This is a genomic window from Ferruginibacter sp. HRS2-29 (assembly GCF_024343615.1).
Lineage (GTDB): Bacteria > Bacteroidota > Bacteroidia > Chitinophagales > Chitinophagaceae > Ferruginibacter.
This window is the reverse complement of record NZ_RJUB01000162.1, coordinates 146,009-160,604: the sequence shown is the minus strand read 5'-3', so window position 1 is coordinate 160,604 and position 14,596 is coordinate 146,009. Positions and strand designations below refer to the sequence as shown.

Genomic DNA, 14,596 nt, shown 5'->3' with positions numbered 1-14,596 from the left:
AAGATTATGAAACGATTACAATTCCTGTTTATAATGTGCTGCTTCGCCAGGATATCTTTTGCGCAGCTGCCCGTCAATATCATCAGCAGTCCAGACAAGACTATTATAGTTACCTGCGATGTTGCAAAAGCGGTCTACGCAGTCTCTTATAAAGGCGTACCTGTTTTACAGGAATCAAAACTGGGTGTGATAAGAGCAGATGAAGACTTTTCGGCAAACTTAAAATTAGTAAAAGTTTCTGCGCCGGTTATTGTGAAAGATAGTTACACGATGCTGAATGCAAAAAAGAAAAACATCCGTTATATAGCCACCCAGCGGATATTTGAAACAAGCACACCCTCCGGAAAAAAAATGAATATTGTGTTTCGCGTTTCTGATGACGGCGTCGCGTTTCAATACCAATTCCCGGAAAGATCAACGGACATAAAAAAGATCACTGCAGAAGCCACCAGCTTTCATTTCAACGAAGGTACGAGGGCGTGGCTGCAGCCGAAAACGGAGGCGCAGACTGGTTTTGAACACACCAATCCTTCTTACGAAGCGCATTACAAAATTGATATTCCCACCGGCACTCCATCGCCGGGACCAAATGGATGGGTCTACCCTGCCCTTTTTAAATACAACGATGCGTGGATATTGATCACAGAAGCTGCTTTGGGAAGAACGTATTGCGGCACGTCGCTCCGGCAAAACTCCCCGGATAATGAATACAAGATCAATTTTCCGCAGGCACCGGAAGTATTCACCAATGGCAACCCGGTCTTAAATCCCGAATCGGCATTGCCGTGGACAACCCCATGGAGGATCATCGCTATCGGCAGTATGAAAACCATCATGGAATCTACCCTCGGCACTGACCTTGCGTTCCCGGCAAAAAAAATGGATGCATCTTTCATACAACCCGGGAAAGCTTCCTGGAGCTGGGTTTTGCAAAAAGACGATTCCACTGTTTACAGCGCTCAAAAGAAATTTATCGATTACGCTGCAGATATGAAATGGAAATACTGCCTCATCGATGCGGAATGGGACAAACGGATAGGCTACGATTCTATCAAACTGTTAGCGGATCATGCCAAGAAAAAAAATGTTGGTATCCTCCTATGGTATAATTCGGCCGGCAGCTGGAACACCGTAAAAATGACTCCGAAGGATAAATTGCTTACCCATGAAAGCCGTGTATCGGAATTTTCAAAATTGCAACAGATGGGCATCAAAGGCATCAAGGTCGATTTTTTTGCAGGTGACGGCCAATCGATGATCAGTTATTACCAGGATATCCTGGAAGATGCCGCCACTTATAAACTGCTCGTCAATTTTCACGGGGCCACTTTGCCCAGGGGACTGCAGAGAACCTACCCAAACCTGATGACGGTGGAAGCGGTGCAGGGATACGAGATGATCACCTTCAATCAGCGTGATGCAGATCTTTATCCCCAGCACGCCATCATGGTGGCAATGGTACGCAATGCATTCGACCCGATGGATTTTACGCCGATGTGTTTGTATAAAATTCCGCGGATAAAAAAAACCACCACTTCCGCATTTGAGCTGGCTACCTCCGTGGCATTTATTTCAGGCATCCAGCATTTTGCCGAAACACCGGAAGGAATGCTGAAAGTTCCCGGGTATGTGAAAGATTTTTTAAAAACCCTTCCCGACAATTGGGATGATACAAAGTTGATAGAAGCGGTTCCCGGCAAGTTGTACATAGTGGCAAGAAGAACCGGCAGCAGATGGTATGTAGCCGCATTAAATGGCGAAGATGTTGAAAAGCAACTTTCACTCGATCTATCTTTTTTGAAAAACAAACAGGCAACGTTCATCACCACCGGTAGCGGAGAAAAAAATGAAGTATCGTTTAAAACAAATAAAATAGCGGTGCCTGCCAATGGAAAAATCAGCATCACTGTAAAAGGCAACGATGGGTTAGTTGCCGTCTTTCAATAAGTCAAAAAATATTATCACACTCAAAACCGATATGATATGATAAAAAATATTACAAAAAATGTAGCCGCGTCGGCCGCCGGTTTACTTGCTGCTACCTTCCTGACCTTCAGCGTGCAGGCACAAACGCCCTCACTCACCCTGGATTTTGCAAACGCTAAAACTCCCGTCAGTCCTATGTTGTACGGGATGATGACGGAAGAGATCAATCATTCTTACGATGGTGGTCTGTATGCGGAACTGATCCGCAACCGCATCTTTAAGGACAACAAAACTTCTCCCGAAGGATGGAGCCTTGTAAAAACTAATCCATCCTCGGAAGCCGCCATCAGGTTGATAGGCGCCGGGGAACATGTGCCCAATGATGAGCGCCGGAATGCGATCAACGGGGCGCTTTCTGCCTGCCTGAGACTGACCGTAGAAAAAGCCGATGGAAAAGTTGGGATCGCCAATGAAGGTTACTGGGGCATTCCGGTTAAACCTGCCACCACTTACAATGCCTCTTTTTATATAAAAGGAACAGACCGAAGTGAGCCCCCACGCTGGCCATGGGAACCAAAACCAACTACTCCCCCGCTTCCTGTAATTGAAAATAATACACCCGGTGCGATCACCGTTTCCATTGAAAGCAACGATGGTAAAACAATATACGCCACCGGCAGTATCAATCTTATTAAAAGTGCATTCTGGAAAAAATATGAACTGACTTTAACCACTGCCGCCAATGTGAAGCCAACAAAAGATGCCCGTTTTGTTATTTCAACAGATCGTGTTGGCGTGTATTATTTCAATCTTGTTTCGTTGTTTCCGCCAACGTTCAACGATCGCCCCAATGGAAACCGCCCTGATCTTATGAAAATGATGGTGGATATGAAACCGAAATTTTTACGTTTCCCCGGGGGGAATTTTTTGGAAGGCCCGGCCATTACCGATGCCTTTCCCTGGAAAGAAACACTGGGGCCGCTGGAGCAAAGGCCGGGGCACAATGGTTCATGGGGCTATCGCCCGACAGACGGTATGGGGCTGCTTGAATTTTTATTGTGGTGCGAAGACACCGGTGCAGAGCCCTTGCTGGGCGTATATGCAGGCTATTCACTCAACGGCGATCATGTAGATGCAGGACCATTGCTGAAACCTTATGTGGATGATGCCCTCGACGAAATAGAATACGTGATAGGTGATGTAAATACTTATTGGGGTTCAAAACGTGCAGCAAATGGCCACCCTGCTCCTTTTAAACTGAAATACGTAGAGATCGGCAACGAAGATTGGTTCGACAGGTCCGGCAGTTACGATGGAAGGTTCCGCCAATTCAGGGAAGCCATTGAAAAAAAGTATCCGCAACTGATCTGCATTTCCACCATTGCTGATGCTCAATACCCAAACCTGAAAGTCACCGGCAAAAGCCCTGCTGTGCTGGATGAGCATTACTATCGCGATTCGTGGGAAATGTGGGCCAACGTATCCCAGTATGACAGTTACGACCGCAACGGCCCGAAAATATTTGTTGGTGAATGGGCCACAAGAGAAGGAATTCCCACCACCAACTTAAATGCTGCACTGGGTGACGCAGCGTGGATGACCGGCATGGAACGCAATTCTGACCATGTAATCATGTCCTGCTATGCGCCCCTGTTTGTGAACGTGAACACAGCCACAGCTACTGCGCCAAAAGCATGGCAATGGGATTCCGACCTCATCGGTTACGATGCGTTGAACAGTTACGGCTCACCTGCCTACTACGTTCAAAAGATCTTCAGTGAATATCTCGGAAACACGATCGTGCCGGTAACTGCCGAAAATATTCCTATGCAGAACAGGCCCATGACAAGAAGGGACAGTGCACAAAAAATAACACCCAAGCCGGTACCTACCGTTTTTTATTCGGCCACAAAAGATGACAATACGGGAGCTGTGTATGTAAAACTGGTAAATACTACCGGTAAAACGCAGCCGGTAAAAATAAATTTAACCGGAATAAATAACGTAGCTCCCACGGCCACCATGACTGTGATCAAAGGCGATAAACCAACCGATACCAACAGCATTACCGATCCGGTGAAGATCGTTCCCGGAAGTGGCGTTATTAAAGGAATAAAGAAAAAATTTGAAACGAAGCTGGCGCCGTACTCTGTGAGTGTACTTCAGTTGCAGACAAAATAATAAATGAATAAGATCTTCAACATATTAAAGACCAGGGCATGAAATCAATCCTTAAAAAAATTGCCGGTATAGGCGTATTGCTGTTAACAGCAGCAGGTTCGTATGGCCAGAATCCGCTGGTGCGGAACATGTATTCTGCCGACCCGTCAGCACGGGTGTTCGGCGATAAAGTATACCTGTTTCCTTCGCATGATATAATTGCAACCGAAGGAAAAGGCCGCGTGGGCTGGTTCAGCATGGAAGATTACCATGTTTTTTCTTCCACCAACCTTACAGACTGGACAGATCATGGTGTGGTGGTAACACAGAATAAGATCCCCTGGGTGCGCCCCGATAGTTATAGTATGTGGGCGCCGGATTGTATCGGGCGCAACGGCAAATATTATTTTTATTATCCTACCTCACCAAAAGACACAACCCTGTATGGAAAAGGCTTTGCCATAGGTGTTGCTACCGCAGATAAACCCGGAGGGCCTTATAGTGCAGAAGCCACGCCTATCAAAGGTGTGCATGGCATCGACCCGAATGTATTTATCGATAAAGACGGGCAGGCTTATCTGTATTGGTCGGCGGGAAATATTTATGCGGCAAAATTAAAACCCAACATGCTCGAGCTGGATTCGGAAGTAAAAACGCTTGGCGATCTCCCGGCAAAAGGATTAAAAGAAGGCCCGTACATGTTTGAACGCAACGGCATTTATTACCTCACCTATCCCCACGTAGAAAATAAAACGGAGCGGCTGGAGTATGCCATTGGCGATAATCCCCTCGGCCCGTTTAAAGTGAGCGGTGTTATCATGGATGAATCCGCATCCGGTTGCTGGACAAACCATCATTCGGTTATACAATTTAAAAACCAATGGTATCTTTTTTACCACGATAAAGATTATTCTCCGCGTTTTGATAAAGCCCGTGCAATAAGGGCGGACAGCTTATCCTTCAATGCCGATGGTAGTATCAAAAAAGTGATCCCAACATTGAGAGGGATCGGTGTATCACCTGCCACAAAAGAAATACAGATCGATCGTTTCAGCGCCCTCAGCACCGAAGGCGCCAAGGTTGATTTTATAGATACAACCAACAGGTTCCTCGGCTGGAAATCCATGCTGGATAAACCTGCAGCATGGATACAATATAACACCGTTGATTTTGGAAGGAAAAATTTGAAAACAGTTGTGGTAAATGCGGCAGCCGAAAGCGGCGCTACATTGCAGATACGCACCGGCAGCGCTGATGGGCCGGTAGTGGCAGAAGTGAACATTCCTGCAAGCAATGAATTTAAACCTATAAAAGCCCTTTTGGCCAAATGGCCAAAAGGCATTCAGAATCTTTTTGTAGTATTAAAAAATGATAAACCCGTAGCGGTGGATTGGATACGTTTTGAATAAACAACCTTATAATTTTCAAACGACAAACTCAACGCCACAACAACCAATGACCATTAAAATATAAACAATGAAAAAAATATTTATCCTCGCCTGCTCGGCCAGCCTGATTATTGCCGGTTGCTCACCCAGCAAAAAAAATAGTTCAGCCACATCCATCCCTTCTTTAAAAGATGCTTTTAAAAATGATTTCGCCATCGGTACTGCGCTCAACAACGCCCAGATAGAGGAACGGGATCCACTTGCCGCAGTACTTATTCCGCAACAATTTAATGTGGCCACACCGGAAAATATCATGAAAGCCGAGATCATACATCCGCAATGGGATCAATATAATTTTGACATGGCAGATAAAATGGTGGCCTACTGCAAAAAAAATAATATAAAAGTGAATGCACATACGCTTATCTGGCACAGCCAGTTGCCAGTCTTTGCAAGAAGGATACAAAATGTGGATTCATTCAAAACATTTTTTACCAACCACATCAAAACAGTGGCCGGCCGCTACGACGGAAAAGTATATTCCTGGGATGTGGTCAACGAAGCGCTCAATGAAGATGGCAGCATGCGTAAGTCTGTTTTTCTGCAAAGGCTGGGCGATGATTTTGTTACCGAGGCTTTCAGTATAGCACAGGCCGCTGCACCCAATACACTTTTGTACTACAATGATTATAATAATGAACAACCTGCCAAACGGGCCGGTTGCATTGCACTCATAAAAAAAATACAGGCTGCCGGAGTCCGCATCGATGGTGTGGGCATACAGGGACACTGGCATCTCGGAAAGATCCCTTTGAAAGATATTGAAGAAAGCATCATTCAATATTCGGCACTCGGTTTAAAAGTGATGTTTACCGAACTTGACATTGAAGTATTGAAACGGGATTTCCAGGGCGCTGATGTAGGCCAGCGCATGCGTGCCGACTCTACTACCAATCCTTATAAAAATGGGTTGCCGGACAGTCTACAGCAACAACTGGCGAGTGATTACAAAGACCTCTTCAAACTTTTTTTAAAGTACAAAAAAGACATTACACGTGTTACCTTCTGGGGTGTGAACGATGGCCAGAGCTGGCTGAACGGATGGCCCGTGCCGGGAAGAACAAACTACCCGTTGCTGTTTGACCGCAACTTTCAACCCAAACCTGCTTTTTATGCAGTGATGAGTTTGAAGAAATAAATGATCCTTCTTTTAGGAATAAAAACAACCTATTTTATGTCAAAGATCCGCTGGGGCGTTTTAAGTACGGCAAAAATTGCCAGGAATAAAGTAATTCCGGCCATGCAATCAGGAATACATACGCAGGTTACAGCCATTGCTTCTTCGAACACAACAGTTGCGCAGGACATAGCTGCTAAAAATAATATTGCCACTGTGTATGATTCTTATGAAGCCTTGTTGGCAGATCCGGAAATCGATGCGGTGTATATTCCCCTGCCCAACCACCTGCACGTGCCCTGGGCCATCAAAGCATTACAGGCAGGCAAACATGTTTTGTGCGAAAAGCCCATTGCGCTTTCAGCTGCGGAAGCAACAGAATTATTGAACGAGTCGTTAAAACATCCGCAGTTGAAAGTAATGGAAGCATTTATGTACCGCTTTCATCCGCAGTGGCATGCAGTAAAAAAATTGTTACAGCAAGGCAGGATCGGCGAGATCAAAAGCATCCAGTCTGCTTTCTCCTATTTTAATACGGACCCGGCAAATGTGCGCAACCAAAAAGATATTGGCGGTGGAGGATTGATGGACATCGGCTGTTATTCCATTTCAATTGCCCGCTTTATTTTTGAGAAGGAACCGGTGAGAGTGTTTGGAAGCCTGGAAATGGATACAGTATTTAAAACAGATAAACTGGCAACTGGCATCATGGATTTTTCATCCGCCACTTCCATGTTCACCTGTTCCACGCAGGCCATGCCATTTCAATACGCCACTATTCTGGGTACTGAAGGAACCATCACATTGGAACTGCCTTTTACGCCACCGCCAGATAGCCCGGCAATTATAATCCTGAATACCAAAGATGGGAACGAGCGCATGAGTGTGGATGGCGCAGATCAATATACATTACAGGGTGACCAGTTTTCGCTTTCTATTTTAAACAACCTGCCCGTGCCTACCCCGCTAACCGATGCAGTCAACAACATGAAAGTGATCGAAGCAATTTTTCTCAGCGCTGAAAACGGTGCGTGGCAAAACCTGTGAAGTATGAGTTCTTATGTAATGAAAATTAAAGGCATTTTATATCGATCTGTTTACGCCCATTTCCAATCCGCGTAACTCTGCCAGTCCACGAAGGCGCCCGATGGCGCTGTATCCCGGATAGGTCACTTTATTGAGATCGTCCAGCATCTGGTGCCCATGATCGGGCCGCATCGGTATCGACACGTTCCTTCGCCTCATCATCAATACCACTTCTTTCATCACCGCGTACATGTCGGTATCCCCTGCCAGGTGATCGGCTTCATAAAAATTGCCTTCATCGTCCCTTTTTGTATTTCGCAGATGCAGAAAATGTATACGGTTTTGAAAACGCCTGATCATAGTTACCAGGTCATTATCGGCCCGGGCGCCGAATGAGCCGGTGCAAAAACAAAGGCCGTTCGCTTCCAACGGCACAGCATTGATGATGTCCAGAGCATCCTGTTCGGTGCTCACCACCCGCGGCAGCCCGAGAACCGGGTAAGGAGGGTCATCCGGATGGATCGCCATTTTCAGCCCGTTCTTTTCTGCTACAGGCACTACCTGTTGTAAAAAGTAAAATAAATGCTGTTGCAATTTTTTTGCATCAATACCCTCGTAATTTTTAAGCGCACGAAGCACCTGTTCCGGGGTGAACGCATCATCACTGCCCGGCAATCCCAGCATCATATTATGAAAGATCGTCGACGTCTCTGTTTCGGTCATCGCTTCAAACCTGGCGGTTGCTTTTTGAATTTCTTCCTGTGAATAATCTTTTTCGGCACCGGGCCTTTTCAACAAAAAGAGATCGAACGCGATGAACGCTGCCCGTTCAAAATACAACGCTTTGCTTCCATCTGGCATGGTGTACGCAATGTCTGTGCGCAGCCAATCGAGTATGGGCATGAAATTATAAGTGATCACTTTTATACCGCAAGCGGAAAGGTTCTGTAAACTGACCTTGTAATTTTCAATGTATAACAGATAATCGCCGGTTTGTTTTTTAATGTCCTCGTGCACGGGTAAACTCTCCACCACCGTCCACGTAAGGCCGGCATTTTCTACCAGTTGTTTCCTGGTATTGATCTCCTCAACCGTCCATATTTCCCCGACAGCCACCTGGTGCAAAGCTGTTACCACACCCGTGCAACCCGCCTGGCGTATGTACGCCAGACTAACAATATCATTTGGTCCGTACCATCTCATGGTTTGCTCCAGCAACATATTATGTGATTTTTTTGAATGTAAATTATTGGGGCGATCTTATTTTGACCTGTAAGGATGGATGGTATTTATTTTGCCATCCGCATCGTATGTCAATTCGGTTACTTTAACGGAACGCAGATGCGTTACTCCTTTGCTCAAACTGGAATCATGATAAAACAAATACCACTTGTTGTTGAATTCACAAATGGAATGGTGGGATGTCCAGCCCACTACCGGTTCCAGGATACGTCCTGCGTAAGTGAAGGGGCCGTAAGGCGAATCGCCAATGGCATAACAGATGTAATGGGTATCGCCTGTTGAATAAGAGAAATAATATTTCCCATTGTATTTATGCATCCAGGATGCTTCAAAAAACCTTCTGTCGTTATCGCCCTGCAACAATACATTGCCCTTTTCATCCAGGATGACAACATCGTGTGGTTCTTCAGCAAACTGTAACAGATCATCCGTAAGTTTTGCCACTTTTCCGCAGAGTGCAGGTTGATCGGCTGCAGGAAGATGTGCCACCGGGCTATTGGCTTCTGCGGCATTGAAACTACCGCCGGTCCACCGTTGTAGCTGTCCGCCCCATATTCCACCGAAATACATGTAGTAACTGTTATCCTCATCTTTAAAAACCGCCGGATCGATCGAGAAACTGTTTTTGATCGCTTCGGGTTGTGGCGTAAAAGGGCCCGTGGGTGAATCACTGGTTGCTACCCCGATCCGAAAAATTCCCTCGTGGTCTTTTGCTGGAAAGAACAGGTAATATATCCCGTCTTTTTCGTTGGCATCGGGCGCCCACATCTGCTGTGCTGCCCACGGAACATCCTTTACATGTAAAGCCAGTCCGTGTACCGTTGCCATCGCCCCGGGTTCATCCATCGAGAGCACATGATAATCTTCCATAGCAAAATGGCTTCCCAGGTCGTCGAAAGCATCCCCTGCATCTATATCGTGCGACGGATAGATATAAATTTTTCCGTTAAATACATGTGCAGAAGGATCTGCGGTATAAAGATGCTTAACGAGCGGTTGCGAAATCGCCCGGTTATTCAGGTCGTTAAAATCTATGTGTTCGATGCTATCTTCAGGCATAGGTAAAAATTCTGGTTGTTATGAAATGCGACGGGCTTTAAGGTCGCTTTCAATCTGCAGTTCTTTTGATTTATTTATTTCATATAAAAAAAGTAGCGCAACAGCCAACAGAAAAGGTATGGCAGGATAAACACTCACCAGCATTTTAGTACCATTGATGGCACTTTCCGTTTGCCCGATGCTGCTTTTAGGTACATAACCATAACTGCCCAATATCCACGATACCAAAGCGCTTCCGATACTCAGCCCGGCTTTCAACCCCACCATCATGGCAGAAAAAATAATGGCAGTGGCCCTGCGGTTGGTTTTCCATTCGCTGAAATCCGCTACATCGGCGATCATCGTCCATAATATCGGCGTGCTGATGCCGTAGAAAAAACCGTGTAAGATCTGTATCACAAATATCAACCCTATGGATTGGGCTGAAAGAAAATAAAAGCAAATGATGAACAAGGTTGAAATAAAGAGCGATGCCATAAAAGCATTGCGCTTACCGAATTTGTTGGCAAATTTTTGAGAGATCATGATACCAACTAAACCTGCCAGGATTCCTCCGCCGTTAAAGACACCCAAACTCAGTGAAGTATCATTCTCAAATGTGGGAAGGAATTTTTTGAACGGATCGAGGAACGCGGTAAGTTCGGCTTTATCTACGTAGTTCTCAAAATAATAAACATAAGAACCTCCTTTCATGGCGAGCGTGATAAACACCAGCGTGGTGGTAACCAGCATGATGATCCAGGGTTTATTTTTTACCAGGTCAGACAGGTCTTCTTTTAAAGTTGATTTTTGTTCTGCCTTTGGAACTACCCTTTCTTTGGTGGTAAAAAAACAGATCAGCAGCATGATGGTCCCGATGATGGCTAGCACCGTCATCACTTTTGACATACCCACGGCCTTGTCGCCGCCACCAGCCTTGATTATAAAATTGTACATGAAAACCTGCACAAAAAACTGGGAGAACATCACCGCCACAAACCTGTACGAAGACATGCTGTTCCGCTCTTTCATATCGCCGGTGATAACACCGCTCAATGCAGAATAAGGTAAATTATTGGCAGCGTATAAAAGCAGGAGGAGCGAATAAGTAATGATGGCATAAATAAGTTTCCATTGGTCGGAACCGCCCGGTGTAGTAAATGCCAGGATGGCCACAACACCCAGCGGTACAGCGGTCCACAATATCCATGGCCTGAATTTTCCCCACTTCGATCTTGTACGATCGGCAAGCGCGCCTATGAGCGGGTTAAATCCGAATGCAGCCACAAGGCCCACACTCAGAATAACCGCGGATGCATGTTTTGTATCAAGGCCGTAAATATCGGTATAAAAATACGCCAGGTAGGTGACCAGGGTTTGAAAAACCAGGTTGGCAGCGAGATCCCCGAGGCTGTAGCCGATCTTTTCCCCTACCGATAATTTTTGTGAGATCCCGTTCATATATAATGGATAATTGATAATGGTATAATGGATAATATAATAGATTAATGGATAATTGAATAATGGATATCGATCTGTTCTGCCTGAACATTATCCATTATCCATTATTCAATTATCCATTAATCTTACCAGAAAAATGTATACAATGCTATCAGTATTCCGCAAACGATCAATGAGCCAACGGCAAATGGTTTGCTGACTTTAAACATGCTGCTATCCACTTCGAGTCCTTTAGGATTGGGTTTATTTCCCATTTCAAGCAGGCTGATCAAAAACATCACCAGGATGCAGATGATGAATACAAAACCCATCCTGTCTAAAAACGGGATCTCGTAAATGCCATCGCTGTTCTTCGACGAAAACCCGGAAGCTGCCAGGAACTCAAGGTTCATCATCCTCGGTAAGAATTTAAGAAGTATGGAAAGTCCGAACCCGCCCACTGTTGCAAACAAAGCTGCATTGGAGGTCGTTTTTTTCCAGAAGAACCCTAGGATGAACATGGCAAAAATACCCGGCGAAAAGAAGCCGGTATATTCCTGGATGAATTCAAAGCCGCCTTTTTTATCGATCCCTAAAAGCGGTGCAATGAAGACACCGATCAACATGGCCACCACTACTACTATCTTTCCCGTGGACACCAGTTTGGCTTCACTGGCCAGTTTGTTGAGATGTTTTTTATAAATATCCAGGGTAAAAATAGTAGCGATACTGTTTACTTTCCCGGCCAGCGATGCTACGATGGCAGCAGTTAGTGCCGCTATCGACAAGCCTTTCAAACCGGAGGGAAGCAGGTTGAGCAGCACCGGGTAAGCCCTGTCGGGATTGGTTTCTCCGCCCTGCAGCATTTCCTGTTGCAACATTCCTTTCTGATGCAACACGTATGCAGCAATACCCGGCAGCACCACAATTACCGGCATCAGCAATTTTAAGAATGCTGCGAATAAGATACCGTTGCGGGCAGTTTTAAGATCTGCGCCCAGCGCCCTTTGTGTAATGTATTGATTGCAGCCCCAGTAATTCAGGTTAACGATCCACATACCGCCGACCAGTACCGTGAGGCCGGGTAAACTCGGATAGTTGGCGTTGTCTTTTTTGAGTATCATATGAAAATGATCGTCGGCACCATTCATCATATAGTTAAATCCATGCAGCATACCGGTTTGCCCGTTGAGCTCCGCTACTTTGTTTAACGCAAGATAGGTAGTTACGAGGCCACCCAGTATCAAAAACAACACCTGGATGACATCGGTATACCCGATCACCTTCATGCCGCCCAACGCGATGATGATGGCAAAGAGCGCCAGGCAATACATACATAAGGTAAGATCAAGTCCCGACAGGCTGCTGATAGCCAGCGCACCGAGATAGAGGATGGACGTCAGGTTTACCACTACATACAACAGCAACCAGAATACGGCCATGATCATCGCCACGGTTCCGTTGTAGCGTTGGCTGAGGAACTGCGGCATGGTGTATATCTTATTTTTAAGATACACGGGTATAAAAAATACTGCTACAATGATCAACGTCAGCGCAGCCATCCATTCGTAAGTGGAAATAGCAAGGCCCATTTTAAAGCCGTTGCCACTCATACCGATGAATTGTTCCGCAGAAATATTAGAGGCGATCAGCGATGTACCGATGGCCCACCAGGTGAGCGACCCCTCTGCCAGGAAATAATCATGCGAAGCAGAAGTCGCAGCACTTTTCTTTTTTCGATATACATAAAAGCCGTAGCCTGCTACGACAATAAAATAGAACAGAAATACCAGGTAATCATAAATGTGCAAGCCGTTCATATAGCAGTTATTTGTTAGTTAGCAATCGAAGGTATTATTTTAAATATAACGATTAATAATATTCTCCATGTACTCCTGTTTGCCGCTGGTTACAGCAGGTTCACCATTTTGCACGGCATAATCTCTCAGGTCTTCCAGTGACAGTTTTCCTTCTTCAAATTCTTTTCCTTTCCCGGAATCGAAAGAAGCATAACGATCTGTCCTTATTTTTTTGTAGTCGGATTTTTGTAAAATGTTGTCGGCAGTAATGAGCGCCCTGGCGAATGTATCGATTCCACCGATGTGTGCATGAAACAGGTCTGCGGCATCTGTAGAATTACGGCGGATCTTTGCATCAAAGTTTATTCCTCCACCTTTGAAGCCACCGGTTTCTAATAGCACCAGCATCATTTCCGTCAATTCATTCAGGTTATTTGGAAATTGGTCCGTATCCCATCCGTTTTGATAATCGCCGCGGTTGGCATCCATACTGCCCAGCAGGCCTGCGTCCGCTGCTACCTGCAATTCGTGTTGCATGGTATGGCCCGCGAGTGTGGCATGATTGACTTCAATATTCAGACTGAAATCCTCCAGCAGATCGTACTGGCGAAGAAAACCGATCACGGTTTCGCTGTCGTAATCGTATTGATGCTTGGAAGGTTCACATGGTTTTGGCTCGATGAAGAACTGGCCTTTGAACCCGTTTTTCCTTGCATAATCTTTTGCAGTGTGTAGAAATTTAGCCAGGTGTTCTTTTTCCCTTTTCATGTTGGTGTTCAGCAGGCTCATATAACCTTCTCTCCCACCCCAAAAAACATAATTTTCTCCACCCAGTGCAATGGTGGCGTCCAGTGCAGCTTTCACCTGTGCCCCGCCATGCGCCAGCACATGAAAATCAGGATTGGTAGAAGCGCCGTTCATGTAACGTTTGTGAGAAAACAGGTTGGCAGTTCCCCATAATAATTTTACGCCGCTGGCATCCTGCTTTTGTTTGAGGTAAGCGGTTATTGCTGCCAGGCGCTTTTCATTATCTGCGATATCATTGGTATAATCCACCACATCCACATCGTGAAAACAATAATAAGGCAATCCCATCTTTGTGATAAATTCAAAAGCCGCATCTGCTTTGTCTTTTGCCCTTTCTACTGCATCACTTTTTTTATCCCATGGAAAAATATGCGTGGCTTCGCCAAAAGGGTCGGCGCCGCTTCCTACAAAAGAATGCCAGTAAGCAACCGCAAAGCGCAGGTATTCTTTCATGGATTTTCCCGCCACTATTTTATTTTCATCATACCAGCGGTATGCCAATGGATTATCTGTTCCTGTTCCTTCAAATTTTATTTGCGGAATGTTTTTGAAAAATTCATTTTCTCCAGTTACAATTTTCATCAGTATTAAAT

The 14,596-nt window shown here is 45.4% G+C and carries 10 protein-coding genes; 5 read left to right on the top strand and 5 right to left on the bottom strand.

Translation table 11 applies throughout. The annotated features are described in order from the left end of the window. Positions 1-6: 6 nt before the first annotated feature. From EGI32_RS20765 to EGI32_RS20745, 5 genes are all read left to right on the top strand, one after another. The gene (locus EGI32_RS20765; RefSeq protein WP_255157586.1) at positions 7-1,947 is read left to right on the top strand and encodes a glycoside hydrolase family 97 protein; all 1,941 of its coding nucleotides are present in this window, start codon (positions 7-9) and stop codon (positions 1,945-1,947) included. 36 nt (positions 1,948-1,983) lie between these two features. After that, on the top strand, positions 1,984-4,107 hold the full coding sequence (locus EGI32_RS20760; protein WP_255157585.1) for an alpha-L-arabinofuranosidase C-terminal domain-containing protein: 2,124 nt from the start codon (positions 1,984-1,986) through the stop codon (positions 4,105-4,107). A 38-nt stretch (positions 4,108-4,145) separates the two neighbouring features. After that, positions 4,146-5,495, top strand: a complete 1,350-nt coding sequence (locus tag EGI32_RS20755) for a family 43 glycosylhydrolase (protein ID WP_255157584.1) — start codon at positions 4,146-4,148, stop codon at positions 5,493-5,495. A 67-nt stretch (positions 5,496-5,562) separates the two neighbouring features. Continuing rightward, the gene (locus EGI32_RS20750) at positions 5,563-6,672 is read left to right on the top strand and encodes an endo-1,4-beta-xylanase (protein ID WP_255157583.1); all 1,110 of its coding nucleotides are present in this window, start codon (positions 5,563-5,565) and stop codon (positions 6,670-6,672) included. A gap of 36 nt (positions 6,673-6,708) precedes the next feature. Next, positions 6,709-7,698: a Gfo/Idh/MocA family protein gene (locus tag EGI32_RS20745; RefSeq protein ID WP_255157582.1), complete on the top strand. Its 990-nt coding sequence runs from the start codon at positions 6,709-6,711 to the stop codon at positions 7,696-7,698. A gap of 36 nt (positions 7,699-7,734) precedes the next feature. Here the strand turns inward: EGI32_RS20745 and uxuA are convergent, their stop codons facing one another. From uxuA to xylA, 5 genes are all read right to left on the bottom strand, one after another. Beyond that, positions 7,735-8,898 carry a mannonate dehydratase gene (uxuA, locus tag EGI32_RS20740; RefSeq protein ID WP_255157581.1) on the bottom strand — a complete coding sequence of 388 codons (1,164 nt, stop codon included), beginning with the start codon at positions 8,896-8,898 and terminating at the stop codon, positions 7,735-7,737. A 39-nt stretch (positions 8,899-8,937) separates the two neighbouring features. Further along, the gene (locus tag EGI32_RS20735; protein WP_255157580.1) at positions 8,938-9,978 is read right to left on the bottom strand and encodes a glycoside hydrolase family 43 protein; all 1,041 of its coding nucleotides are present in this window, start codon (positions 9,976-9,978) and stop codon (positions 8,938-8,940) included. Between the two features lie 18 nt (positions 9,979-9,996). Further along, positions 9,997-11,418 carry an MFS transporter gene (locus EGI32_RS20730; protein ID WP_255157579.1) on the bottom strand — a complete coding sequence of 474 codons (1,422 nt, stop codon included), beginning with the start codon at positions 11,416-11,418 and terminating at the stop codon, positions 9,997-9,999. A gap of 125 nt (positions 11,419-11,543) precedes the next feature. Then, on the bottom strand, positions 11,544-13,217 hold the full coding sequence (locus EGI32_RS20725) for a sodium/sugar symporter (protein WP_255157578.1): 1,674 nt from the start codon (positions 13,215-13,217) through the stop codon (positions 11,544-11,546). A 39-nt stretch (positions 13,218-13,256) separates the two neighbouring features. Continuing rightward, a complete protein-coding gene (gene xylA, locus EGI32_RS20720) occupies positions 13,257-14,585 on the bottom strand; it encodes a xylose isomerase (protein ID WP_255157577.1) in 1,329 nt (442 codons plus the stop codon). Positions 14,586-14,596: the final 11 nt, after the last annotated feature.

Coding starts and splice junctions, on each gene's coding strand:
- EGI32_RS20745 (WP_255157582.1), top strand. CDS start 6,709: ATGTCAAAGATCCGCTGGGGCGTTTTAAGTACGGCAAAAATTGCCAGG.
- EGI32_RS20765 (WP_255157586.1), top strand. CDS start 7: ATGAAACGATTACAATTCCTGTTTATAATGTGCTGCTTCGCCAGGATA.
- uxuA (WP_255157581.1), bottom strand. CDS start 8,898: ATGTTGCTGGAGCAAACCATGAGATGGTACGGACCAAATGATATTGTT.
- EGI32_RS20755 (WP_255157584.1), top strand. CDS start 4,146: ATGAAATCAATCCTTAAAAAAATTGCCGGTATAGGCGTATTGCTGTTA.
- EGI32_RS20725 (WP_255157578.1), bottom strand. CDS start 13,217: ATGAACGGCTTGCACATTTATGATTACCTGGTATTTCTGTTCTATTTT.
- EGI32_RS20730 (WP_255157579.1), bottom strand. CDS start 11,418: ATGAACGGGATCTCACAAAAATTATCGGTAGGGGAAAAGATCGGCTAC.
- EGI32_RS20735 (WP_255157580.1), bottom strand. CDS start 9,978: ATGCCTGAAGATAGCATCGAACACATAGATTTTAACGACCTGAATAAC.
- EGI32_RS20760 (WP_255157585.1), top strand. CDS start 1,984: ATGATAAAAAATATTACAAAAAATGTAGCCGCGTCGGCCGCCGGTTTA.
- xylA (WP_255157577.1), bottom strand. CDS start 14,585: ATGAAAATTGTAACTGGAGAAAATGAATTTTTCAAAAACATTCCGCAA.
- EGI32_RS20750 (WP_255157583.1), top strand. CDS start 5,563: ATGAAAAAAATATTTATCCTCGCCTGCTCGGCCAGCCTGATTATTGCC.